The following is a 22,865-nucleotide window of genomic DNA, read 5'->3' on the forward strand; positions in this document are numbered from 1 at the left end:
GAGGACCGGCGAGGGAAGGACTGCGGATGAGTTCGGCGACCCCGGACGGGGAGGCGCTGTGGCCGACCCGGTACCTGACCGGCGACCGGCTGGTGGTGGTCCGCGGTCCACGGCCCGCGGGGTGGGACCCGGGCCCGGTGCCGACCTGGGCGCAGCTGCGCGACGCCGTCGTCCGGCTGGACTGGCTCGACTGGATCGGCCGGGAGTGGCTCCGGCTGGCGCCCCTCCAGCAGCTGGTCGTGGGCGTGCTGCTGTTCGCCCTCACCGCGGGGCTCGGCCTGTTGGTCCCGCTGGCGGGGGTCGCCGTCCACCGGCACCGGCGCGGCGCCGCCGCTCCCCCGCCCGCCGCTCCCCCGCCCGTCGCTCCCCCGCCGTCGCCGGAGGCGGCCCTGGCCGCCTGGGACACCACGGAGGCGCGCGTGGCCGCGGCGGCCGGCCGGGCCTGGGCGGAGACGGTGCGCGAGCCGGCCTGGCACTCCCCGTTCCTGGCCGCCAGCCGGGCGGCCTTCGACGGGCAGGCCGAGGTGGACGAGGTCGTCGACCTGGCGCTGCGCATCCGGTCCGCCCGCCTCACCCTCGGCCTGCGCCCCGCCGGGCCGGCCGCGGAGTACTGGGACCGGCAGTCCGCGGCGCTGGAGAACGCCGCCCGGCAGCTGGGCCGGCGCGCCGACGCCCTCATCCGGTACCGCGACCAGGCGGCCCTGCTCTCCGCCGAGCTGCGGCAGCTGGCCGACCTCGAGCGGCTGGAGCGCAGCGCGGTGGAGATCGACGGGCTGACCGTCGAGACGGCCGCCCCCGGGCACGGGGACGGCGGCGTCGGCGGGGTCGCCGGGGAGATCGCCGGCGTCCGCCGGGCGGTGACCGAGCTGGTCGACCTCATGACACGGACCCGCGCCCCGCTGGCCGAGCCGCCCGACGGGGTCGGCAGCCCCACCTGACACCCCAGGAGCAGCGCGGCGGCACACGCCACGCATGCCCGGGCCCGGTCGGCGGGTAGGACCCCCGCGTGGCAGCCATCAGCGACGCGGTCGTCGTCGACGTCCTCCGGCGGGTCGACCGCCTGACCGCCCCGCTGGTCCGCCGGCTGGGCCGGCCACCGGCGCTGCCGCAGGCCGAGCGCGACCGGTGGTGGGCCGACCGGGTGTCCCGGGTGGCCGCCGGGGCCAGCGCGCTGCCGCGGTTGGCCGGCAAGCTCGCCGACCTGCTGCCCCTGCAGAACACCGTCGGGTCGGCCGTGCAGGCCCTCGTCGTCGGCGGGGTCGCCAGCGAGCACGGGGTCGAGGACCCCGCCGAGCGCGTCGCCCTGCTCGCCCGGGTGCTGCTCGACCGCGAGCTCCCCGCGGCACGGGTGCGACCGCTGCTGCAGCGCGCCAAGGGCAGCTACGCCGACGAGGCCTTCGGACCGCGCGACGACCGCGCCGGCGTCCGCGGCAACGTGCGCACGATGTGGCGGGTGGCCCGCCTGCTCGGCCGCATCGACGAGACCCTCGACGCCCGGCCCAAGGGCAAGCTGCGGCACCGGTTCCTGGCCAACCTGCCGGTGGTCGGGGTGGTCGGTGGCTACGCCGCCGAGCGGGAGGCGCTGCGCCGGGCCGCCGCCGCGGCCGCCACGGCGCTGGAGCCGGCGCGGGTCAGTGGGTGACCGGCACGACCGCCAGGTTGGCGTACACCTCGCGGGTGGCCGTCGAGCGGTTCATGGTGATGAAGTGGATGCCGGGCACGCCCTCGTCCAGCAGGGTCCGGCACAGCTCGGTGGCCACCTCGACGCCGTAGGCGCGCACCGCCGCCTTGTCCTCGGGGCGGTCGCCGTCGAGCTCGGCGAACCGGGCGGCCAGGTGCTCCGGGAACGCCTGGCCGGACAGCTGCACGATGCGGGCGATCTGCCGGGCGTTGGTCACCGGCATCACCCCGGCGATGATCGGGACGTCGCAGCCGCGGCCGGCCACCCGGTCGCGCAACCGCAGGTAGTCCTCGGTCCGGAAGAACATCTGGGTGATCGCGAAGTCCGCGCCGGCCCGGCACTTGCGCACGAACATCTCCACGTCGGTGTCGAAGTCCGGCGACCGCGGGTGACGCTCCGGGAACGCGGCGACGCCGACGCTGAAGTCACCCATGGAGCGGATCAGCTCGACCAGCTCCGCCGCGTACTCCAGGCCCTCGGGGTGGGCGACCCACTCCGCCTGCGGGTCCGCGCCGGGCGGGTCGCCGCGCAGGGCCAGCAGGTTGCGCACGCCGGCGGCGGCCAGCCGGCTCACCACGTGCCGCAGCTCGGCGACGCTGTGGTCGACGGCGGTCAGGTGCGCCAGCGGCGTCATCGTCGTCTCGGTGGCGATCCGCTCGGTCACCGACACCGTGCCCTCGCGGGTGGACCCGCCGGCGCCGTAGGTCACCGACACGAACGACGGGTGCAGCCGCTCGAGCTCGCGCAGCGCCGTCCACAGCTGGGCGGCGCCCTCGGGGGTCTTGGGCGGGAAGAACTCGAACGACCACGTCGGCCGTGCGGTGGCGAGCAGGTCTCGCACGGTGCCGGTCATGGGGGCAGAGGATACGGACCGGTTTCCCCCGCCGGGCTGCATCCACCCGGCGCCGTCGGGGCGAAGACAGCGGAGCGCGCGTGCACCCCCGGAACGAGGAGGCTGGTCCGTTGACCCTGGTGGAGGACACCCGGCAGGCCCGGCAGCCCGCAGGCGATACTTGGGCGATGACCGCCGGGGCGCGCACGCGCGGGACCACCGCCCTGCCCGAGGCCCCGCCCGTCAGCGCCGCCGAGGTCGACCGGGTGCGCGGCGCGGTCCACGAGGCCCTCACCGGCTTCCTCGACGAGCAGCGCGAGGTCCTCGCCGCGATGGACGCCGCCCTCCTGCCCGTGGTCGACGAGGTCCGCGCCCTGGCCGACGGCGGCAAGCGGCTGCGCCCCCTGTTCGCGTACTGGGGGTGGCGGGCCACGCGCGGGCAGGCCCCCGCCGACGACGCCGCGGTGCTCCGCGCGGTCGCCGCGCTGGAGTTCGTGCACGCCAGCGCACTGGTCCACGACGACGTCATGGACGGTGCGCTCACCCGCCGGGGCCGCCCCGCCACCCACGTGGGCTTCGCCGCCCGGCACGGCGACGGGCGGCTGACCGGGGACGGCGAGACCTTCGGCGTCGGCGCGGCGATCCTCGTCGGCGACCTGGCGCTGGTCTGGTCCGACGAGCTGCTGCGCCGCTCGGGTCTGCCCGCGGCCGTCCTCACCCGGGCCCGCGCGGTCTGGGACACGATGCGCACCGAGGTCACCGCGGGCCAGTACCTCGACCTCCTGCGGGCCGCGGGCGGGCTGCCCGGCGCGCAGGGCGCACTGACCGTCGCCCGGTACAAGAGCGCCGGTTACACCGTGCAGCGGCCGCTGCAGCTCGGCGCCGCGATCGCCGGCGCCGACGAGCGGGCCGTCGCGGCCTGCACCGCGGTCGGGCTGCCGCTGGGCGAGGCGTTCCAGCTGCGCGACGACGTCCTCGGGGTGTTCGGCGACCCGTCGGTGACCGGCAAGTCCGCCGACGACGACCTGCGCGAGGGCAAGCAGACGCTGCTCGTCGCCCTCGCCGAGGAGGCCGCGGACGCCGAGGGGCGGGCGCTGCTCGCCGAGCGGCTGGGCGACCCCGACGCCTCGACGGAGGACCTCGACGCGCTGCGCGCCCTCATCGAGACCACCGGGGCCCGCGCGCGGGTGGAGGAGCGCATCGCCGAACGCACGGAGCTGGCCCGCACCGCCATCGCCGAGGCCCCGTTCGCCGAGGACGCCCGCGCCGCCCTCGACGCGCTGGCCGTGGCCGCGACCTCCCGCACCGCCTGATGGTCCGGACCGTCCCCGGGCGCACCGACCGCGTGGTCGTGGTGGGCGCCGGGCTGGCGGGGCTGTCCGCCGCGCTGCGCCTGCGCGGCGCGGGGCGCGAGGTCACCGTCGTCGAGCGCGGCACGGGGCCCGGTGGCCGGGCCGGCCGGGTGGAGGAGCACGGGTACGCCCTCGACACCGGGCCCTCGGTGTTCACCGCCCCGGAGCTGGTCGCCGACACCCTCGCCGCGGTCGGCGAGAAGCTCGAGGACCGGCTGACCCTCACCCCGCTGGCGACCACCTACCGCGCGCAGTTCGCCGACGGCTCGCACCTCGACGTGCACGCCGACCCGGCCGACTTCGCCGCCGAGGTGGAGGCGCTGTGCGGGCCGGGCGAGGCCGCCGCGCTGCGCCGCTACCTGGCCGACCTCGCCGAGCTCTACCGGCTGCAGCTGGACACCTTCATCGACCGCAACCTCGACACCCCGCTGGACCTGCTCGGCCCGGAGCTGGTCGCCCTCGTCCGGCGCGGCGGGTTCGGCCGGCTGTCGGACCACGTGGCCCGGTACTTCGCCGACGACCGGCTGCGCCGGCTGTTCAGCTTCCAGGCCCTCTACGCCGGGGTCAGCCCGTACCGGGCGATCGCCGCCTACGCCGTCATCGCCCAGCTCGACATCGGCGCCGGCGTGTGGCACCCGGCCGGCGGGATCGCCGCCGTGCCCCGGGCGCTCGCCGCCGCCGCGGCCGACGCCGGGGTGGGGTTCCGGTACGGCACGGCGGTCGAGCGCCTCGACGTCTCCGGACGGCGGGTCACCGGCGTGCTGCTCGACGACGGGGAGCGGCTGCCCGCCGACGCGGTGGTGGTGACCGTCGACCGGCCCGAGACGCTGGTGCCCGGTCCTCCCCGCCGCCGTCGTCCGGTGTACTCGCCGTCGTGCGTCGCGCTGCACGTGGGCGTACGGGCCGAGCTGCCCGGGCAGGCGCACCACACGATCAGCTTCGGCGCCGCCTGGCGGGAGGTCTTCGACGAGCTGACCAGCCGGGGCCGGCCGATGACCGATCCGAGCCTGCTGGTGAGCATGCCGTCGGTGACCGACCGCAGCCTGGCGCCGGACGGCGGTCAGGTGCTCAGCATCGTGGCCCCGACGCCCAACCTGGACCGCCGCAGCGGCGGCAACCCGGACCTGGACTGGACGGCGCTCGGCCCGCGCTACCGCGACGAGGTGCTGGCCACCCTGGAGGCGCGCGGCTGGACCGGGCTGACCGGCGCGATCGAGGTGGAGCACATGGACACCCCGCAGACCTGGGCGGCGCAGGGCATGGCCGCCGGGACGCCGTTCGCCCTGGCCCACACCTTCGGGCAGACCGGCCCCTTCCGGACGCCGACCCTCCCCCGCCGCGGACCGGAGAACGTGGTGCTGGCCGGGTCGTCGGTGCAGCCGGGGGTCGGCGTGCCGATGGTGGTCATCAGCGGCCGGCTGGCGGCGGAACGGATCACGGGATGACGACGACGGACCGCCCGCTCAGCCAGGCCGAGCGCCAGCAGCGGCTGGACGCCGCCTACCGGCACTGCGCCGCGATCGCCGCCCGCCACGGCAAGAGCTACCACCTGGCCACCCGGCTGCTGACCCCCGACCGCCGTCCGGCCGTGCACGCCCTCTACGCCGCCGCCCGCACCGCCGACGACCTCGTCGACCACCCCGGCGCCGACCCCGCCGGCGACCTCGCCGACTGGTCCCGCGCGGTGCTCGCCGAGCTGGAGGCGGGCTGGTCCGACGACCCCGTCCGGCTGGCGCTGGTGCACACCTACCGCCGGTACGCCATCCCCGTCGAGCACCTGGTGGACTTCCTCGCCGCGATGACGAGCGACCTGGAGGTCACCGGCTACGCGGACATGGACGCCCTCGACCGCTACATGTGGGGCTCGGCGTCGGTCATCGGCCTGCAGGTGCTCCCGGTGCTGGGCACCGCGCCGGGGGTCCTCCGGGAGGAGGCCGCCCCGCACGCGATCGCCCTGGGCGAGGCGTTCCAGCTGACCAACTTCTGCCGGGACGTCGCCGAGGACGTCGACCGCGGCCGCGTCTACCTGCCCGCGGACCTCATGGCCGCCCACGGCGTCACCCGCGAGCAGCTGGCCGCGAAGCGGCACGACGCCCGGTTCGCCGCGCTCATGCGGGAGATGGTCGCGATCGTGCGCCGCCGCTACGACGACGCCGCACCCGGGACGCCGATGCTGGCCCCGGAGTCCCGGGACTGCGTGCGGGCCGCCACCGACCTCTACGGCGGCATCCTCACCGAGATCGAGAAGGCCGACTACCGGGTGCTCGACCGCCGGGTGCGGGTGTCCAGGCCGCGCCGCCTGGCGGTGTTCGCCCGCCGGTTGACCGCCGCCCAGCTGGCCAGGGTGAGGGTCACCATGGCGAAGCCGAACAGCAGGTCCTCGACCGGCGCGTAGGCGATCCGCGGCCCCCAGATGGCGTCCGGGTCGTAGACGACGACCTCCAGCCCGGTGAGCACGCCGTTCATGAGCAGCTGGAACGTCACCACGATCGCGTAGGCCACCCAGAACACCGGCCGGGTGACCATCCGCGTCCGGTAGACGGCGAGGTCCACCACGAGGACGGCGACGACCGCGAGCACGGCCAGGGTCGAGTAGCTCACCGGCGCTCCCCCTCCGGGAGGGCCTCCTCGGCCGGGTACCCGGCGTCCCAGCCGGTCACCCTCCGCACCGCCTCCAGCGCGAGCACCGAGCACAGCGGGACGACGAGGAAGAACAGCACCTCCTCGACCGGGATGCCACCGGGCAGCCGGACGCCGAGGGTGAGGCGGTCGGAGTAGTCCCAGTGCCCCTGCGCGATCGCGTACAGCACCCAGACGACGAAGACCACGAACTCCGGCACGACCGCGACCAGCAGCCGCCGCCAGCGCGCGTACACCCGCACCCGCAGGACCAGCTCCAGCGGCGCGGTGACGACCAGGCAGCCGGCCAGCAGCGCCAGGTACGTCAGGGCGCCCACGGACGACTCAGAACGCCAGCGCCTGGGCCCGGCGGGTGACCTCGGTGTGCCGGTCGTTGCGCAGCGCCTCCACCGGGGTGCCGGGCAGCGACTCGTCGGCCCGGAACAGCCACTCGAAGGCCTCCTCGTCGCTGAACCCGCCGTCCCGCAGGACGGTGATCAGCCCGGGCAGGTGCTTGAGGACGGCGCCGCCCTGCAGGAAGTCGGCCGGGATCCTGCTGTTCCCGCTGCCGGGCACCGCCATCAGCTTGCGCTCACGCAGCAGCTGGCGGACCCGGTTCGGTGAGACCCCGAGGACTGCGGCGACCTCCGCGGGGGTGAGCGTCTCCATGGGGACCGAGCCTATGGCGCCCGGACGACGGACACCGGCGGGACCGGCCCGGACGCCACGGTTAGGATCCCTGCGGGGCCGTGACTGGCGCATCGAGGTGGGACCGACCACCGGGGAGCGGCCCGCACCACCCCGCCGGGCGCCTGGGCACCTCCCCGAGTCGACCCCCGCTGGAGGGCTCCCATGACCGACGCTCCCACCCCCTTCGACGCCGCCACCGCCTCGGCCGCCTACCGCAGCGCCCTGCAGGTGATCGGCGCCGTCGAGCCCCGCGTGGCCGACGCGATCGGCGCCGAGCTCGCCGACCAGCGCGCCTCGCTCAAGCTCATCGCCAGCGAGAACTACGCCAGCCCCGCGGTGCTGCTGACCATGGGCAACTGGTTCAGCGACAAGTACGCCGAGGGCACCGTCGGGCACCGCTTCTACGCCGGCTGCCAGAACGTCGACACCGTCGAGGCGCTGGCCGCCGAGCACGCCCGCGAGCTGTTCGGCGCACCGCACGCCTACGTCCAGCCGCACTCGGGCATCGACGCCAACCTGGTCGCCTTCTGGGCGGTGCTGGCCACCCGCGTCGAGGCGCCGGCGCTGGAGAAGGCCGGCGTCCGGCACGTCAACGAGCTCACCGACGCCGACTGGAGCGAGCTGCGCCACGCCCTCGGCGACCAGCGGATGCTCGGCATGTCGCTGGACGCCGGCGGCCACCTCACCCACGGGTTCCGGCCCAACATCAGCGGCAAGATGTTCGAGCAGTCCTCCTACGGCACCGACCCGCAGACCGGGCTGCTCGACTACGACGCCGTCCGCGCCCGGGCCAGGGAGTTCCGCCCGCTGATCCTCATGGCCGGCTACTCGGCCTACCCGCGCCGGGTCGACTTCGCGAAGATGCGCGAGATCGCCGACGAGGTCGGCGCCACCCTCGTGGTCGACATGGCCCACTTCGCCGGGCTGGTGGCGGGGAAGGTGCTCACCGGCGACTTCGACCCGGTGCCGCACGCCCACGTCACCACCACGACCACGCACAAGTCGCTGCGCGGTCCCCGCGGCGGCATGGTGCTGGCCCAGCCCGAGTACGCCGACGCCGTCGACCGGGGCTGCCCGATGGTCCTGGGCGGGCCGCTGCCCCACGTCATGGCCGCCAAGGCCGTCGCCTTCGCCGAGGCCCGCCGTCCGGAGTTCGCCGGGTACGCGCAGGCCGTCGCCGACAACGCCCAGAGCCTCGCCGAGGGCCTCACCCGCCGCGGCGCGACGCTGGTCACCGGCGGCACCGACAACCACCTGGTGCTCGTCGACGTCAGCTCCTTCGGCCTGACCGGCCGGCAGGCGGAGTCCGCGCTCCTGGACGCCGGCATCGTGACCAACCGCAACGCCGTCCCGGCCGACCCGAACGGCGCCTGGTACACCTCCGGCGTCCGGCTCGGCACCCCGGCGCTGACCACCCGCGGCTTCGGTGCCGCCGAGTTCGACCGCACCGCCGAGCTCATCGTCGACGTCCTGTCGGGCACCACGCCCACCACCACCCGGGACGGCGCGCCGTCCAAGGCCAAGTACACGACCACCGACGGCCTGGCCGACCGGACCCGCGACGCGGCCGCCGAGCTGCTCGAGCGGCACCCGCTGTACCCGGGCCTCGACCTCGCCTGAAGGAGGACCCCGGCCTCCCCACCGCTGGCACGCCCGCAGCGGCGCCCTGGACGGGGCCGCGCTCGGCCCGTTGACCTCCTCCGACGGGCCGGGCGTGGTCGGTGTGACGGGTGAACCGCCACACCGGTCACACCCGCGTGTGGCAGCGGCGAACAGCTCCGTCACTCCTACACTCGGCCGGGTGGACACCGCCGTGACCGACCCCGTGGTCGGCCTCGTACTGGAGGGGCGCTACCACCTCCAGGAACGGCTGGCCCGCGGTGGCATGTCGACCGTCTACGCCGCCCAGGACCTCCGGCTGCACCGCACCGTCGCGGTCAAGGTCATGGCCGAGCACCTCATGCACGACCCCACGTTCGTCGGCCGGTTCACCCGCGAGGCGCGGGCCGCGGCGATGCTCAGCCACCCCAACGTGGTGTCGGTCAGCGACCAGGGCAGCGATCAGGGCCTGGTGTTCCTGGTCATGGAACTGGTCCGCGGCCGCACCCTGCGCGACCTGCTCCAGGCCCGCGGCCGGCTCACCATCGGCGAGGCGTTCGCCGTCCTGGAGCCGGTGCTGTCCGGGCTGACCGCCGCCCACCGCGCCGGCATCGTGCACCGCGACATCAAGCCGGAGAACGTCCTCATCGGCTCCGACGGCGTGGTGAAGGTCGCCGACTTCGGCCTCGCCCGCGCCCTCACCGGCACCGGGCAGACCAGCCACACCGGCGGGGTGCTCATCGGCACCGTCGCCTACCTCTCCCCCGAGCAGCTCGAGCGCGGCAAGGCCGACGCGCGCAGCGACGTGTACGCCGCCGGTGTCGTGCTCTTCGAGATGCTCACCGGCCACCCGCCCTACGGCGGGGACACCCCGCTGGCGGTGGCCTACCAGCACGTGCACCACGACATGCCCACGCCCTCGGACGAGGTGCCGGGCATCCCGTGGGAGGTCGACGACCTCGTCGCCCGCACCACCCGCCGCGACCCGGTCCTGCGGCCGCTGGACGCCGGCGCGTTCCTCGCCGACCTGGAGGACGTGCGCAAGGACCTCGGCATCGAGCGGGTCCCGGTGCCCACCGGCCGCAGCACCGCCGGCCCCGGCACGCTGCGCCCCACCAACCGGCCCAGCCGGCCGCGGCACCCCAGCGACCCCGGCCCCTCCGACGGCACCGAGGTGCTCAGCCCGACCGGCACCCGCCCGGGCCGCGGCGCGCGCACCTCGATGCTGCCCGGCACGGTCCCCGGCCCGACCACCGACGTGGCCGGCCGCCGTCCGCCGCTGGAGCAGCGCCGTCCGGGGGTGCCGCAGCACATCCGCCGCCGCCGGGCCCGCCTCGCCGTCGCGGTCGTCCTCCTGCTGGCGGTCACGATCGGCGCGGTGGGCTGGTGGATGGGTTCGGGCCGCTGGACGACGGTGCCCACGCTGGTCGGCAAGGAGCAGGCCACCGCCATCGACCTGCTGCAGCAGGCCGGGCTGGAGCCCGACTGCTGCCAGGAGCAGTTCAGCGAGGACGTCGCCGAGGGCGTGGTCATCGCGGCGGACCCCGACGGGGGCGAGGCGATCCGCGGTGACGACGTCCGGCTGACCGTCTCCAAGGGCCCCGAGCGGTTCGAGGTCGACCCGGCGATGGTGGGCCGCGCGCAGCAGGACGTGCTGGCCGAGATCGAGGCCGGCATCCCGGTGACCACCAAGGTGGTCCAGGACTACGACAACAAGGTCCCCGTGGGCCACGTGACCGGCTTCGAGCCCGAGGCGGGCACCGAGCTCAAGCGCGGCCAGGAGCTGATCGTCTACGTCAGCCGCGGCCACGAGCCGGTGACCGTCCCGGCCGTCGTCGGCCTGTCGCCCGACGAGGCGACGGCCAACCTGCAGGCCCTCGGGTTCACCGTGCAGCGTGCCGAGGGGCGCAGCGCCGAGGTGGACCCCGGCAAGGTGATGGCGGTCGACCCGGCCGCGGGCCAGGCGGCGCCGTTCCAGAGCGCCGTCACGATCCAGGTCTCGGTCGGTGTGCCGCAGGTGACCGTGCCCGACGTGGTCGGCAAGAGCGAGGACGAGGCGACCGCTGCCCTGACGGCCGCCGGACTGCAGGTCAAGGTCAGCCAGTTCTTCGGCAACCGGGTGCTGCGGCAGACGCCCAGCGCGGGCGAGGTGGTCGACATCGGCACGTCGGTGACCATCCTCGTGACCTTCGGACAGGACTGAGGACACTGCGCACGACCCCGCACGTGCCGCCCATCGGCGCGCACATCCAGATCAAGGGCGGCCTGGCCAAGGGCGGCCTGGCCTACACCGACGCCGTCGCCGCCCGGGCCGTGCAGGTCTTCGTCGGCAACCCCCGCGGGTGGAAGCTGACCGCGGGCGACCCCAGGCAGGACGCGCTGTTCGTCGAGGGGTGCGCCGAGCGGGGCGTGCCCTCGTTCATCCACACCCCGTTCCTGGTCAACGTCGGCTCCCCCACCGAGGCCACCGTCGAGCAGTCGATCGCCTCGATCGCGCACAACCTGGCCCGGGGTGCGGAGCTGGGCTGCCGGGGCGTGGTCGTGCACGCCGGCTCCGCCGTCGGCGAGGACCGCTACGAGCAGGCCCTGCAGCAGCTGCACGAGCGGCTGCTGCCGGTGCTGGAGGCCGCCCCGGACGACGGCCCGCGGCTGCTCGTCGAGCCCACCGCGGGGGGCGGGAAGTCGCTGGCGGCCACCGTCGAGGACCTCGGCCCGTACCTCGCCGCGCTGGAGCACCACCCGCTGGTCGGCGTCTGCTTCGACACCTGCCACGCCTGGGCGGCCGGCCACGACCTGTCGGTGCCCGGTGGGATGACGGCCACCCTCGACGCCCTGGAGGCCACCGTGGGGCCGGGCCGGCTCGGCCTGGTGCACGCGAACGACTCGCTGGACGAGTGCGGCTCCAAGCGCGACCGGCACACCACCATCGGCGCGGGCACGATCGGCAGCGGCGAGTACGGCACCGGCCCGTTCGCCGAGCTGCTGACCCACCCCTCGATGTCCGGCGTCCCGGTCGTGGTGGAGACGCCGTCGGAGCGGGACGGCGTGCCGTGGGCCGGGCACGCCGCCGACATCGCCCTGCTGTGCCGCCTCCGCGACACCGGCGTCCTCGCGACCGACGCCGCCTGACCCCCTTCCCCCGCCCTCTTCCCGTCGAGATCCGCGGATCTCGCACGGCGGGGTGGGCGCTTCCGTCCGAGATCCGCGGATCTCGCCGGTTCGGGCGCCATGCGACAGACGTCGCGGTACGAATCCGTCCTGAGACCCTTGGCACACAGGTGAGGCTGGGCTAACTTAGGCGTGCCTTTCTTCCCCTGCCCTCGGGAGTGCCGCGCGTGTACGTCTGCATCTGCTTCGCCGTCAGCGACACCCAGCTGGCCGGCGTGATCGACGACGGTGCACGCACCGAGGAGGAGGTCGGCGACGCCTGCGGCGCCGGCACCGGCTGCGGCAACTGCCTGGACCGCATCTGCGACCGGCTGCGCGCCGCCGACCCGCTGCACGGCCTGGAGCTCCGCGAGACCGCCGCCTGAGGTCAGGCTGCCCATGCTGAGGCCGACCTGAGTTCGGCCGGGCCCCGACCGGCCCACTAACCTCGGCCGCAGTCGAGCCGAGGAGGAGCGCCATGCAGGGTGACGCACGGGTCATCGAGTACCTGAACGAGCAGCTGACCAGCGAGTTGACCGCCATCAACCAGTACTTCCTGCACGCCAAGATGCAGGCCAACTGGGGCTACAACAAGCTCGCCAAGCACACCCGCGACGAGTCCATCGAGGAGATGCACCACGCGGAGTGGCTCACCGACCGCATCCTCTTCCTCGAGGGCCTGCCCAACTACCAGAAGCTGCTGCCGCTGCGGATCGGGCAGACCGTCCGCGAGCAGTTCGAGTCCGACATGGCCATCGAGGTCGAGGTGCTGGCCCGGCTGCGCGAGGCGATCCCGTACTGCGAGTCGGTCGGCGACCGGGTCAGCAAGAACCTCTTCGAGAAGATCCTCGCCGACGAGGAGCACCACATCGACTACCTGGAGACCCAGCTGCACCTGCTCGACACCCTGGGCGAGCAGCTGTACCTGGCCGGTCAGATCGAGCACCCGACGCCCGGCGACCACGCCGAGTAGCCCCGCGCACGACACGGGCCCGCACCCCGGCCGGGGTGCGGGCCCGTGTGCGTCGGGTCAGACCAGCGCGGCGAGGACGTCGGCGGCGCGCTCCACACCGGCCCGGTCCACGTCGAGGTGGGTGACCAGCCGGACCCGCCGGGGGCTCACCTGCGAGACCAGCACGCCCTGGGCCTTGGCGGCCTCGGCCACGACCGGTGCCGCGACGTCGTCCAGCACGACCATGTTGGTCTCGACCGTGGCCGGGTCGACCCCGAGGCGCTTGGCCAGCAGCCGCGCGTGCTCGTGGTCCTCGGCCAGGCGGGCCAGGTGGTGGTCCAGGGCGTGCAGCCCCGCCGCGGCCAGGACGCCGGCCTGCCGCATCCCGCCGCCGAGCCGCTTGCGCCACAGCCGGCCCGCCGCGATCCGCTCCGCCGAGGCGACCAGGACCGAGCCCACCGGCGCCCCCAGCCCCTTGGACAGGCACACCGAGGCGGTGTCGGCCAGCCGCCCGTAGGTGGCCAGGTCGATCCCGGAGGCCACCGAGGCGTTGACCAGCCGCGCCCCGTCGAGGTGGACGGCGACGCCGGCCTCCCGCGACCAGGTCCACAGCCGCTGCAGCTGCTCCAGCGGCTGGACCAGCCCGCCGCCGCGGTTGTGGGTGTTCTCCACGGCGACGGCGGCGGTGGCGGTCAGGTGCCAGTCGCCGCGCGGGCGCACCTGGGCGATGAGCTGGTCGGCGTCCAGCCGGCCGCCCTCGGACACCACGGTGCGGGTCGAGATGCCGAAGACCGCCGCGGCGGCGCCCATCTCGTAGGTGACCACGTGCGCGTCGGCGTCGCAGAGCACCTCCTGGCCCGGCTCGCAGACCAGGCGCATGCCGATCTGGTTGCCCATGGTCCCCGAGGGCACGAACAGCGCCGCCTCGTGCCCCATGAGGTCGGCGACCCGCTCCTCCAGCGCCCGGACCGCCGGGTCCTCGCCGTAGACGTCGTCGCCCACCTCGGCCTCGGCCATCGCCCGGCGCATGCCGGGCGTGGGCCGGGTGACGGTGTCCGAGCGCAGGTCGACCGGCGACTCAGCCACGCAGCATCTCGGCGACGAGGAACGCCAGCTCCAGCGACTGCCCGGTGTTCAGCCGCGGGTCGCAGGCCGTCTCGTACCGGCTGTTGAGGTCCTCGTCGCTGATCTCCATGGCCCCGCCGAGGCACTCGGTGACATCCTCACCGGTCAGCTCGACGTGGATGCCACCGGGCCAGGTGCCCAGCGCGCGGTGGACGTCGAAGAAGCCGAGCACCTCGTCGACGATGCGGTCGAAGTGCCGGGTCTTGTACCCGGTGGAGGACTCGTGGGTGTTGCCGTGCATCGGGTCGCACTGCCACACGACCTGGTGGCCGCTGGCGGTGACCTTCTCGACGATCGCCGGGAGGACGTCGCGGATCTTGCCGTTGCCCATCCGGCTGATGAGGGTCAGCCGGCCCGGGACGCCCTCGGGGTCGAGGCGCTCGACCAGCTCGGTGGCCTGCTCCGGGGTGGTGGTCGGGCCGATCTTGACGCCGATCGGGTTGGCCAGCCGCGACATGAACTCCACGTGCGCGCCGTCGAGCTGTCGGGTGCGCTCGCCGATCCAGACGAAGTGCGCCGAGGAGGCGTAGGGCCGGCCCTCGTGCACCCGCAGCAGCGCCCGCTCGTAGTCCAGGATCAGCGCCTCGTGGCTGTTGTAGAGCTCCACCCCGCGCAGCGCGGCGTCGTCGACCCCGCAGGCCTTCATGAACGCCAGCGCCCGGTCGATCTCGCGGGCGATGACCTCGTAGCGGACCCCCGCCGGGGAGTTGGCCACGAAGTCCTTGTTCCAGTCGTGCACCGCGTGCAGGTCGGCCATGCCCCCGCGCGCGTAGGCCCGGATCATGTTCATCGCCGCGGCGGAGTTGGCGTAGGCGCGCACCAGCCGGTACGGGTCGGGGATGCGCTGCTCGAGCACCGGCTCGAGCGAGTTCACCATGTCGCCCCGGTAGGAGGGCAGGCCGAGCGCGTCGATGTTCGACGAGCGGGGCTTGGCGTACTGCCCGGCGACCCGCCCCACCTTGACCACCGGCACGCTCGCGCCGTAGGTGAGCACGACGGCCATCTGCAGCAGCGTGCGCGTGGTGCTCTGCAGGTGTGCGTCGGTGTTCAGGTCGAAGGTCTCCGCGCAGTCACCGCCCTGCAGCAGGAACGCCCGGCCCTGGGCGACGTCGGCCAGCCGGGTGCGCAGCTCGTCGACCTCGCTGGGCGCGACGATCGGCGGCACCGACGACAGGGTGGACAGGACGGCGTCCAGTGCTGCGCGGTCGGGCCACTCCGGCTGCTGGGCAGCGGGCAGCTCGCGCCAGCGGTCGAGGCCGGGCACCACATCGGCGGGATCGGGGAGGCTCACCCCCTGAGGGTACGGCGGTGCCGGCGGTCAGCCGAAGAAGACCTCCACCTCCGCGTAGCGCTCCACGGGCACCAGCTTCAGCTGTGCGGTCGCCGCGCTCAGGGGGACGCGGACGATGTCGGTGCCCCGCAGGGCCACCATCACCCCGGACTCGCCGTCGTGGACGGCGTCGACGGCGGCCAGCCCGAAGCGGGTGGCGAGCACCCGGTCGAACGGCGAGGGCGTGCCACCGCGCTGGATGTGGCCGAGCACGACCGCGCGCGCCTCCCGGCCCGTGCGCTGCTCGATCACCGACGCCAGCGCGGTACCGATGCCGCCGAGCCGCACGTGGCCGAACGCGTCGGTCTCCCCCGTCGCCAGCACGAGGTCCCCGCCCTTGGCCACCGCCCCCTCGGAGACCACGACGATCGGCGAGTAGCCGGAGTCGAAGCGGTGCTGGCAGTGCGCAACGACGGCGTCGACGTCGAAGGGCTGCTCGGGGATGAGGACGACGGTCGCGCCGCCGGCCATCCCCGCGTGCAGGGCGATCCACCCGGCGTGCCGGCCCATGACCTCCACCACGAGGGTGCGGTGGTGGCTGTCGCCGGTGGTGTGCAGCCGGTCGATGGCCTCGGTGGCCACGCCCAGCGCGGTGTCGAAGCCGAACGTGTAGTCCGTGGCGTCCAGGTCGTTGTCGATGGTCTTGGGGACGCCCACGACCGTCAGCCCGGCCTCGGCGAGCCGGGTGGCGACGCCGAGGGTGTCCTCCCCGCCGATGGGCACCAGCGCGTCGATGCCCAGCCGCTCCAGGTTGGCCACGACCCGGTCCGCGCCGCCCTCGAGGGCGTAGGGGTTGGTCCGCGAGGTGCCGAGCACCGTGCCGCCGCGGGGCAGGATGCCGCGGACGGCGGAGAGGTCCATCGGCACCGTGTCGGCCTCGAGCACGCCGCGCCAGCCGTCCCGGAAGCCGACGACCTCGTCGCCGTACTGGGTGACGCTCTTGCGGACCACGGCCCGGATGACCGCGTTCAGGCCCGGGCAGTCACCGCCGCCGGTCAGGATGCCGATGCGCATGTGCGGTCCTCCGGAAGATCGGTGGCGGGTGTGCTGTTGCCAGCCGTCATGATGCCGCAGGTCGGAGCCGTGGTCCCGTGCAACGCGTGATCGCCGTCACCGGCGCGACGGGAGCGCTGGGCGGCCGGGTGGCGGCCCGGCTGGCCGCGCGGGGAGACATCGCCCTGCGGCTGGTCGTGCGCGACCCGCGCCGGGCGCCGGGCCTGCCCGGGGCGCAGGTGGCCGCCGCGCCGGGTGGCTACACCGACGGCCCCGGCCTGTCCGCCGCCCTCGAGGGCGTGCACACCCTGTACCTGGTGTCGGCCGCGGAGGCCGAGGACCGCGTGCAGCAGCACCTGACCGCCGTCGCCGCCGCGGCCTCGGCCGGGGTGCGCCGGATCGTCTACACCTCGTTCCTCGGGGCCGCGCCCGACGCCGTCTTCACGCTGGCCCGCCAGCACGCCACGACCGAGGACGCCATCCGCGCCACCGGACTGCGGGCGACGGTCCTCCGGCACGCGATGTACGCCGACTTCGTCCCCTTCTTCGCCACGCTCGAGGCCGGCCGCGCCGTCATCGCCGCCCCGGCCGGCGAGGGACGGGCCTCGTTCGTGTCCCGCGAGGACCTCGCCGACGTCGCCGCCGCCGTCCTCGCGGACGACGCCCCCGGGCTGGACGGCGCCACGCTGGAGGTGACCGGGCCCGCGGCGCTGACGCTGGACGAGGCGGCCGCCGTGCTGGCCGGGGTCACCGGCCTGCCCGCCGAGTACCGGCGGCAGACCGTCGAGGAGGCCTGGGCGACCCGGCGTCCCTCGGGGCACCCCGACTGGGAGGTGGAGGGCTGGGTGACCAGCTACCTCGCGATCGCCGCCGGGGAGATGGCGACGGTCACCGACGTCGTCCCCTCACTGACCGGTCACCCGGCCCGGACGGTGGCCGAGCACCTGCGCGCCCACCCCGGGGACTGGGCCCACCTGCGCTCCTGAGCCGGCCGCCGGAGGGAGCCCTAGGGCCCTGCTCGGCGTTCCCGGGGAGGCCTAGCGTCGGCTCCGCGGAGCCGAGCCCCGGCACCGCCGCACACCCCGTCCGGAGGTGTCCGATGGACAGTCCGTACCAGGCCGCGCCCGACGTCCACGTGCTCCCCGCCAACCTGGAGCTGCCCGGAGCCGGCGTCCTGCCGATCAACGCCTTCCTCCTGATGGCCGAGGAGCCGGTGCTCGTCGACACCGGCATCGGCGTCGACGGCGACCAGTTCGTCGACGCGGTCAGCTCGATCGTGGACCTGCGGTCGCTGCGCTGGGTGTGGCTCACCCACGACGACGCCGACCACACCGGCAGCGTCCAGCGGATCATGGAACTGGCGCCGAACGCGCGGCTGGTCACCCACGGGTACGCCGCCCTGCGGATGGCCACCTGGTGGCCGGTGCCGATGGACCGGGTGCACGCGATCCGGTTCGGCGACGACGTCCACGTGGGCGACCGCACCCTCACCGCCGTCGCCCCGCCGCTGTTCGACAACCCGATGTCCACGGGCCTGCTCGACCGCTCCACCGGCGCCCTGTTCAGCGTGGACGCGTTCGGGGCGATCATCCCGGAGCCGACGCAGCGCGCCGCCGACGTCCCCCCGGAGGCGCTGGCCGGCGGCATGCTCGGCTGGGCGACGTCCGACTCGCCGTGGGTGCACCTCACCGAGCCAGTGGGGTTCGGTCAGGTGCTCGACCGGGTGCGGCAGCTGCAGCCCACCCGGATCTTCTCCGCCCACCTCCCCGCCGCCGACGGGACGGCGCTGGAGGACTTCCTGGCCGTGCTGCAGCAGGTCCCGACGGCGGAACGGTTCGTCCCGCCGGACGCCGAGCAGTTCGCCCAGATGATCGAGGCGCTCACCGAGATGCAACGCGCCGGGGTGCCCGTGCCCCGGACGGAGTCGGCGCCCCAGGCGACCCCCGTGACATGAGGCGCGCCGGAGGACGACGGTCGTGACCGTGCCCGCCACCCCGCTGGCCGACCCGCTGGACCTGGCCGACCCCTGGCCGGTCCTCGCCGCGCTGCGGGCCGGCGGGCCGGTCCGCCGTGTCGACCCGCGCCTGGGCCTGCCCGTGTGGGTGGTCGCCCGCTACGACGACGTCCTCGCCGCGCTGTCGGACCCCCGGCTGAGCAACGACCCGCACCACGCGGTGGCCCTGCGCACGCTGCTGCGCGGTGACTTCCTGAGCCGCAGCATGATCGGTACCGACCCGCCCGAGCACACCCGCCTGCGGCGGCTGGTGTCCCGGGCCTTCACCGCCCGCCGGGTCGAGGGGCTGCGCCCGCGGGTGCAGGAGATCACCGACGCGCTGCTGGACCGGATCACCCCGCGGGGCACGGCCGAGCTGATCGGCGAGTTCGCCCTGCCCCTGCCGATCACCGTCATCGGGGAGCTGCTCGGCGTCCCGGAGGCCGACCGCGGGCGCTTCCGGGCGTGGACCGACGAGGTGCTGGACCGGCCGTTCGACCCGGGTGAGGACCTCGCGCGGGTGACGGCGGCCCGCGAGCGGATGCACGGCTACCTCGCCGACCTGGTCGAGGCCAAGCGCGCCCGGCCCGCCGACGACCTGCTCACCGACCTGGTGGCGGCCACCGACCAGGGCGAGCGGCTGGACCGGCAGGAACTGCTCGCCATGACCTTCCTGCTGCTCATCGCCGGCTACGTCACCACCGTCAACCTCGTCGGCAACGGCACGCTCGCGCTGCTGCGCGCCCCCGACCAGCTCGACCGGCTGCGCGCCGACACGTCCCTGGTGCCGCAGGCGGTCGAGGAGCTGCTCCGCTTCGACGGCCCGGTCAACCCCGGGCTCACCCGCTACGCCGTCGACGACCTCGAGATCGGCGGGGTGGCCATCCCGCGCGGCGACGTCGTCCTGCTCGCCGTCGCCGCGGCCGACCGCGACCCCGCCCGCTTCCCGGACCCGGACCGGCTCGACGTGGGCGCGGGCGGCGCCGGGCACCTCGCCTTCGGGCACGGCATCCACTACTGCCTCGGCGCGCCGCTGGCCCGGCTGGAGGGACAGGTCGCGTTCACCGCCCTGCTGGCCCGGCTGCCGGGCCTGGCGCTGGCCGTGGAGGAGAGCGAGCTGGAGTGGTCGGCCGGCGGCGTCCTGCGGGGGCTGCGGCAGCTGCCGGTCACCTTCTCCCCCACGCCGGCGCGGACGGGCTGAGCGGGCCGGGGGTCAGCGGCGGGTGCCCTCCATCGCCCGCCAGCGGGCCAGGTTGTAGCGGGCGTCGACCAGTGCGTCGTGGGTGCCCTCGGGCTTGGGCGGCAGCGGCGGCTGGCCGAGGTCGTCCCACCGCTGGCGCAGTTCCCGGGTGAACCGCGGGATCGGCCGGGGCAGGGCCGGCATGGCCCCCCACAGCTGGCACAGCGCCACGTGGTCGTAGGCGCCGAACCAGGCCCACAGCTCGATCTCCTCCCCGGGCCCGGTGAGGAACGCCAGGAGGTCGTCGCGGATCCGCTGCCGGGTGCGCCAGGCGCGGTCGGCCGGCGGCGGCAACTGGTCGAGCACGTTGCGCCGCACCCACGGGATCGCCTTGCGCTCGTCGAACTCCGTGCTGACGGCGTAGAACTCCCGCCCGGTCTCGTCGACCACGCCGATCGACACCAGGTCGATCGTCGTGCCGTCCTCGATGAACTCGGTGTCGTAGAAGAACCGCCGCACGCACCCACCGTAGGTGCGGGTTAGGTTCCCCCTCATGCCGGTGCTGGCGATCGACGCGGGGACGACCGGGGTGACGGCGCTCGTCGTGGGGGGGGGGGGGGGGGGGGGGGGGGGGGGGGGGGGGGGGGGGGGGGGGGGGGGGGGGGGGGGGGGGGGGGGGGGGGGGGGGGGGGGCGGGGCGGGCGGCCGCCCCCCCCCCCCCCCCCCCCCCCCCCCCCCCCCCCCCGCGGCTACCGCGAGTTCGCGCAGCTGTTCCCCCGCCCGGGCTGGGTCGAGCACGAGCCCGAGGACATCTGGACCGCGACCCTCGCCGCCTGCCGCCAGGCGCTGGGCGGCACCGACGAGCAGCCCACCTGCGTCGGCATCACCGACCAGCGGGAGACCGCGGTCGTGTGGGACCGGCGCACCGGCCGGGCGCCGCGGCCGGCGATCGTCTGGCAGGACCGGCGCACCAGCGGCATCTGCGACCGGCTGCGGGAGGCCGGCCACGAGGAGCGGGTCGCGCGGCTCACCGGACTGCGGCTGGACCCCTACTTCACCGGCACCAAGTTCTGCTGGCTGGCCGCCGAGGAGCCCCGCCTGTGGTCCGGCGTCCGCGACGGCGACCTGGTGCTGGGCACGGTGGACTCCTTCCTCGTCGCCCGGCTGACCGGCGGCGCCGCGCACGTCACCGACCCCAGCAACGCCAGCCGCACGCTGCTCTACGACCTCGAGACCGGCGGGTGGTCCGAGGAGCTGTGCGAGCTGTTCGACGTCCCCCGGTCCGCGCTGCCCGAGCTGGTGCCCAGCTCCGGCGTCGTCGGCACCACCGACCCCGACGCGTTCCTGGGCCTGGAGCTGCCCGTGGCGGGCATCGCCGGTGACCAGCAGGCCGCCCTCTTCGGTCAGGCCTGCTACTCCCCCGGCACGAGCAAGTGCACCTACGGCACCGGCTCGTTCGTCCTCACCAACACCGGCACGACCCCGGTCCGCTCGGGCGCCGGGCTCCTGACCACCGTGGCCTGGGACCTCGGCGACGGCCTGGTCTACGCGCTGGAGGGGTCGATCTTCGTCACCGGCGCGGCGGTGCAGTGGCTGCGCGACGGGCTCGGCCTCATCGACTCCGCCGCCGAGATCGAGGGGCTGGCACGCACCGTCCCCGACTCCGGCGACGTCGTCTTCGTCCCCGCGCTGACCGGCATGGGCGCCCCGCACTGGGACCCCCACGCCCGGGGTGCCATCGTCGGCCTGACCCGCGGCACCACCCGTGCGCACCTGGCGCGGGCCACCCTCGAGGCGATCGCCTTCGAGGTGCGCGACGTCGTCGACGTCATGGTCGACGAGGCGGGGCTGGAGGTGCCGGAGCTGTCGGCCGACGGCGGCGCCAGCGCCAACGACCTGCTGCTGCAGCTGCAGGCCGACCAGCTCGGCGTGCCGGTGCGCCGCCCGGTGGTCACCGAGACCACGGCGCTGGGCGCGGCCTTCCTCGCCGGGCTGGGCACCGGGGTGTGGTCGACCACCGACGAGCTGGCCGCGACGTGGTCGCTGGACCGCCGGTTCGACCCCGGACCGGGACGCCGGGACGACGGCCGGCACGACCGCTGGCGGGCCGCCCTCGCCCGGGCCGGGGGCTGGGCGGTCCGGGCATGAGCAGCGAGGAGCGCCACGCCGACCTCCCCCTCCGCGACGGCGACCTCGTGGAGTTCCTCCTCGCCCGCTTCGACGAGGACGAGGAGGCCGCCCGGTTCGTCCAGCTCAGCCGCGCACCGAGCAACCGGGCCCTGGTCGCCCACGTGCTGCGCGACGCCGCGGCCAAGCGGCAGCTGGTCGAGTACTTCCGCGACCTGGAGCGGCAGGGCGCGCGCGGCGACACCATGGACCACGCGCTGCGCCTGATCGGGCAGACCTACGCCGACCACCCGCACTACCGCCCCGAGTGGCGTCCCTGACGGAGGACCCCGTCCCAGGTGCCCCCGCCGGACCGGACCGGGCGGGCAGGACCGCCTCGGACCTCAGCCGGCGAGGGTGTCCGGCGTCCGCTCGGCGGCCTCGTCGACGGGGGGCTGCATGCCCCGGATGACCTCCGAGGCGCTGGCGCCGGTGGCGTCCATGGACTTCTTCACCTTGGCGCCGTAGACGTCGACGTACTCCTGCGCCGACAGCGTCATGATCTCGTACATGATCTCGTCGGTGATCGACCGCTCGACGAAGCGGTCACCCGCCAGCCCCTCGTAGCGGCTGAAGTCCAGCGGCGCCCCGAAGCGCACGCACACCCGGGGCAGCTTGTCGCCGACGAACGGCAGCCGGCGCGGCCGGTACACCATGGCGACCGGGACGACGGGGACGCCGGTCTCCAGCGCCATGCGCGCCACCCCGGTCTTGCCGCGGAACAGCCGGCCGTCCGGGGAGCGGGTGCCCTCGGGGTAGATGCCGAGCAGCCCGCCCTCGCGCAGGATCCGCAGCCCGGTGCGGATCGCGTTCTCCGCCGCCGAGGCGTTGGTGCGGTCGATGGGCACCTGCCCGGCGCCGGAGAAGAAGGCCCGCTGCAGGAACCCCTTCACGCCCGTGCCGGTGAAGTACTCGGCCTTGGCGAGGAACGTGACGCGGCGGCGCAGCGACAGCGGCATGAACACCCAGTCGGCCGCCGACAGGTGGTTGCTGGCCAGGATCGCCGCTCCGGTGCGGGGCACGTTGTCGACGCCCTCGGCCCGCGGCCGGAACAACACCTTGACGACCGGGCCGACCGCCACGAACTTGAGGAACCAGTAGAACAACACGCCTCCCTCGGGGGCTGCCAGACTAAGGAGCCCGGCGGCGGATGGACAACGTGAGGTCTGCACCGCCGGTCCCCCGCCCGCCCTGCCGGTCGGCTGC

The 22,865-nt window shown here is 75.1% G+C and carries 22 protein-coding genes, 2 pseudogenes and 1 riboswitch; of the genes and pseudogenes, 15 read left to right on the forward strand and 9 right to left on the reverse strand.

Going from position 1 to position 22,865, the window contains the following annotated elements; genetic code table 11:
- Window positions 1-26: 26 nt before the first annotated feature.
- Window positions 27-938, forward strand: coding sequence for a hypothetical protein (locus ACI79E_RS10095; protein WP_456932398.1), 912 nt, complete (start codon window positions 27-29; stop codon window positions 936-938).
- Window positions 939-1,006: 68 nt separating this feature from the next.
- Entirely contained in the window at window positions 1,007-1,642 is a 636-nt protein-coding gene (locus ACI79E_RS10100) for a hypothetical protein (RefSeq protein ID WP_456932399.1), read from the forward strand.
- On the opposite strand, the gene metF is transcribed toward ACI79E_RS10100, so the two are convergent.
- Window positions 1,632-2,534, reverse strand: a complete 903-nt coding sequence (gene metF, locus ACI79E_RS10105; RefSeq protein WP_456932400.1) for a methylenetetrahydrofolate reductase [NAD(P)H] — start codon at window positions 2,532-2,534, stop codon at window positions 1,632-1,634. The two genes, ACI79E_RS10100 and metF, sit on opposite strands and share 11 nt — an antisense overlap.
- Window positions 2,535-2,653: 119 nt before the next feature.
- On the opposite strand from metF, the gene ACI79E_RS10110 reads away from it, so the two are divergent.
- The 3 genes from ACI79E_RS10110 to ACI79E_RS10120 are packed head-to-tail and all read left to right on the forward strand — an operon-like array spanning window position 2,654 to window position 6,260.
- Complete coding sequence (locus ACI79E_RS10110; RefSeq protein WP_456932440.1) at window positions 2,654-3,826, forward strand: polyprenyl synthetase family protein; 1,173 nt, start codon at window positions 2,654-2,656, stop codon at window positions 3,824-3,826.
- Window positions 3,826-5,310 carry a phytoene desaturase family protein gene (gene crtI / locus ACI79E_RS10115; protein WP_456932401.1) on the forward strand — a complete coding sequence of 495 codons (1,485 nt, stop codon included), beginning with the start codon at window positions 3,826-3,828 and terminating at the stop codon, window positions 5,308-5,310. The genes ACI79E_RS10110 and crtI overlap by 1 nt, the downstream gene beginning before the upstream one ends.
- Window positions 5,307-6,260 (forward strand): phytoene/squalene synthase family protein, encoded by a 954-nt coding sequence (locus ACI79E_RS10120; protein ID WP_456932402.1) that lies wholly within the window; start codon window positions 5,307-5,309, stop codon window positions 6,258-6,260. The genes crtI and ACI79E_RS10120 overlap by 4 nt, the downstream gene beginning before the upstream one ends.
- On the opposite strand, the pseudogene ACI79E_RS10125 reads toward ACI79E_RS10120, so the two are convergent.
- The 3 genes and pseudogenes from ACI79E_RS10125 to ACI79E_RS10135 all read right to left on the reverse strand — a co-directional run.
- Window positions 6,257-6,559: pseudogene (locus tag ACI79E_RS10125) on the reverse strand (hypothetical protein); the annotation flags it as partial. The gene ACI79E_RS10120 and the pseudogene ACI79E_RS10125 overlap by 4 nt on opposite strands.
- Window positions 6,463-6,822 carry a lycopene cyclase domain-containing protein gene (locus ACI79E_RS10130; RefSeq protein ID WP_456932403.1) on the reverse strand — a complete coding sequence of 120 codons (360 nt, stop codon included), beginning with the start codon at window positions 6,820-6,822 and terminating at the stop codon, window positions 6,463-6,465. The pseudogene ACI79E_RS10125 and the gene ACI79E_RS10130, both read right to left, overlap by 97 nt.
- 7 nt (window positions 6,823-6,829) lie before the next feature.
- On the reverse strand, window positions 6,830-7,153 hold the full coding sequence (locus ACI79E_RS10135) for an Rv2175c family DNA-binding protein (protein ID WP_456932404.1): 324 nt from the start codon (window positions 7,151-7,153) through the stop codon (window positions 6,830-6,832).
- Between the two features lie 70 nt (window positions 7,154-7,223).
- Window positions 7,224-7,309: riboswitch (ZMP/ZTP riboswitch) on the forward strand.
- A gap of 27 nt (window positions 7,310-7,336) precedes the next feature.
- Between ACI79E_RS10135 and ACI79E_RS10140 the strand changes: the two genes are divergently transcribed.
- The 5 genes from ACI79E_RS10140 to bfr all read left to right on the forward strand — a co-directional run bounded on the left by ACI79E_RS10140 (window position 7,337) and on the right by bfr (window position 12,893).
- On the forward strand, window positions 7,337-8,794 hold the full coding sequence (locus ACI79E_RS10140) for a glycine hydroxymethyltransferase (RefSeq protein WP_456932405.1): 1,458 nt from the start codon (window positions 7,337-7,339) through the stop codon (window positions 8,792-8,794).
- 181 nt (window positions 8,795-8,975) lie between these two features.
- Window positions 8,976-10,976, forward strand: a complete 2,001-nt coding sequence (gene pknB, locus ACI79E_RS10145) for a Stk1 family PASTA domain-containing Ser/Thr kinase (RefSeq protein WP_456932406.1) — start codon at window positions 8,976-8,978, stop codon at window positions 10,974-10,976.
- A gap of 23 nt (window positions 10,977-10,999) precedes the next feature.
- Complete coding sequence (locus ACI79E_RS10150; protein WP_456932407.1) at window positions 11,000-11,902, forward strand: deoxyribonuclease IV; 903 nt, start codon at window positions 11,000-11,002, stop codon at window positions 11,900-11,902.
- A 206-nt stretch (window positions 11,903-12,108) separates the two neighbouring features.
- Window positions 12,109-12,306: a (2Fe-2S)-binding protein gene (locus tag ACI79E_RS10155; RefSeq protein ID WP_456932408.1), complete on the forward strand. Its 198-nt coding sequence runs from the start codon at window positions 12,109-12,111 to the stop codon at window positions 12,304-12,306.
- A gap of 92 nt (window positions 12,307-12,398) precedes the next feature.
- Window positions 12,399-12,893 (forward strand): bacterioferritin, encoded by a 495-nt coding sequence (gene bfr / locus ACI79E_RS10160; RefSeq protein ID WP_456932409.1) that lies wholly within the window; start codon window positions 12,399-12,401, stop codon window positions 12,891-12,893.
- Between the two features lie 57 nt (window positions 12,894-12,950).
- Here bfr and ACI79E_RS10165 read toward each other — a convergent pair whose 3' ends face one another.
- Genes ACI79E_RS10165 through ACI79E_RS10175 form a run of 3 tightly spaced genes read right to left on the reverse strand, consistent with a single transcriptional unit; the run spans window position 12,951 to window position 16,341 of the window.
- Window positions 12,951-13,958 carry a threonine aldolase family protein gene (locus ACI79E_RS10165; protein WP_456932410.1) on the reverse strand — a complete coding sequence of 336 codons (1,008 nt, stop codon included), beginning with the start codon at window positions 13,956-13,958 and terminating at the stop codon, window positions 12,951-12,953.
- Window positions 13,951-15,288 (reverse strand): class II 3-deoxy-7-phosphoheptulonate synthase, encoded by a 1,338-nt coding sequence (locus tag ACI79E_RS10170; RefSeq protein ID WP_456932411.1) that lies wholly within the window; start codon window positions 15,286-15,288, stop codon window positions 13,951-13,953. Before ACI79E_RS10170 ends, ACI79E_RS10165 begins: the two co-directional genes overlap by 8 nt.
- Window positions 15,289-15,315: 27 nt before the next feature.
- On the reverse strand, window positions 15,316-16,341 hold the full coding sequence (locus ACI79E_RS10175; RefSeq protein ID WP_456932412.1) for a 6-phosphofructokinase: 1,026 nt from the start codon (window positions 16,339-16,341) through the stop codon (window positions 15,316-15,318).
- Window positions 16,342-16,427: 86 nt separating this feature from the next.
- Between ACI79E_RS10175 and ACI79E_RS10180 the strand changes: the two genes are divergently transcribed.
- The 3 genes from ACI79E_RS10180 (at window position 16,428) to ACI79E_RS10190 (ending at window position 19,514) form a co-directional block, all read left to right on the forward strand.
- Window positions 16,428-17,306: an NAD(P)H-binding protein gene (locus ACI79E_RS10180; protein ID WP_456932413.1), complete on the forward strand. Its 879-nt coding sequence runs from the start codon at window positions 16,428-16,430 to the stop codon at window positions 17,304-17,306.
- A 113-nt stretch (window positions 17,307-17,419) separates the two neighbouring features.
- Window positions 17,420-18,274 (forward strand): oxygen-binding di-iron domain-containing protein, encoded by an 855-nt coding sequence (locus ACI79E_RS10185; RefSeq protein ID WP_456932414.1) that lies wholly within the window; start codon window positions 17,420-17,422, stop codon window positions 18,272-18,274.
- Window positions 18,275-18,296: 22 nt separating this feature from the next.
- Window positions 18,297-19,514, forward strand: a complete 1,218-nt coding sequence (locus ACI79E_RS10190; RefSeq protein WP_456932415.1) for a cytochrome P450 family protein — start codon at window positions 18,297-18,299, stop codon at window positions 19,512-19,514.
- A gap of 12 nt (window positions 19,515-19,526) precedes the next feature.
- On the opposite strand, the gene ACI79E_RS10195 is transcribed toward ACI79E_RS10190, so the two are convergent.
- The gene (locus tag ACI79E_RS10195; RefSeq protein WP_456932416.1) at window positions 19,527-20,012 is read right to left on the reverse strand and encodes a polyadenylate-specific 3'-exoribonuclease AS; all 486 of its coding nucleotides are present in this window, start codon (window positions 20,010-20,012) and stop codon (window positions 19,527-19,529) included.
- A gap of 243 nt (window positions 20,013-20,255) precedes the next feature.
- Between ACI79E_RS10195 and ACI79E_RS10200 the strand changes: the two are divergent.
- Window positions 20,256-21,641: pseudogene (locus tag ACI79E_RS10200) on the forward strand (FGGY family carbohydrate kinase); the annotation flags it as partial.
- Window positions 21,638-21,940: a DUF6221 family protein gene (locus tag ACI79E_RS10205; protein ID WP_456932417.1), complete on the forward strand. Its 303-nt coding sequence runs from the start codon at window positions 21,638-21,640 to the stop codon at window positions 21,938-21,940. The pseudogene ACI79E_RS10200 and the gene ACI79E_RS10205, both read left to right, overlap by 4 nt.
- A 63-nt stretch (window positions 21,941-22,003) precedes the next feature.
- On the opposite strand, the gene ACI79E_RS10210 is transcribed toward ACI79E_RS10205, so the two are convergent.
- Window positions 22,004-22,768: a lysophospholipid acyltransferase family protein gene (locus ACI79E_RS10210; RefSeq protein ID WP_456932418.1), complete on the reverse strand. Its 765-nt coding sequence runs from the start codon at window positions 22,766-22,768 to the stop codon at window positions 22,004-22,006.
- Window positions 22,769-22,865: the final 97 nt, after the last annotated feature.

This window comes from Geodermatophilus sp. SYSU D00079 (assembly GCF_054050635.1).

Bases quoted from the DNA above. Each gene is read 5' to 3' on its own strand.
- ACI79E_RS10175 (WP_456932412.1), bottom strand. From the start codon at position 16,341: ATGCGCATCGGCATCCTGACCGGCGGCGGTGACTGCCCGGGCCTGAAC.
- ACI79E_RS10185 (WP_456932414.1), top strand. From the start codon at position 17,420: ATGGACAGTCCGTACCAGGCCGCGCCCGACGTCCACGTGCTCCCCGCC.
- ACI79E_RS10120 (WP_456932402.1), top strand. From the start codon at position 5,307: ATGACGACGACGGACCGCCCGCTCAGCCAGGCCGAGCGCCAGCAGCGG.
- crtI (WP_456932401.1), top strand. From the start codon at position 3,826: ATGGTCCGGACCGTCCCCGGGCGCACCGACCGCGTGGTCGTGGTGGGC.
- ACI79E_RS10095 (WP_456932398.1), top strand. From the start codon at position 27: ATGAGTTCGGCGACCCCGGACGGGGAGGCGCTGTGGCCGACCCGGTAC.
- ACI79E_RS10140 (WP_456932405.1), top strand. From the start codon at position 7,337: ATGACCGACGCTCCCACCCCCTTCGACGCCGCCACCGCCTCGGCCGCC.
- ACI79E_RS10135 (WP_456932404.1), bottom strand. From the start codon at position 7,153: ATGGAGACGCTCACCCCCGCGGAGGTCGCCGCAGTCCTCGGGGTCTCA.
- ACI79E_RS10205 (WP_456932417.1), top strand. From the start codon at position 21,638: ATGAGCAGCGAGGAGCGCCACGCCGACCTCCCCCTCCGCGACGGCGAC.
- bfr (WP_456932409.1), top strand. From the start codon at position 12,399: ATGCAGGGTGACGCACGGGTCATCGAGTACCTGAACGAGCAGCTGACC.
- metF (WP_456932400.1), bottom strand. From the start codon at position 2,534: ATGACCGGCACCGTGCGAGACCTGCTCGCCACCGCACGGCCGACGTGG.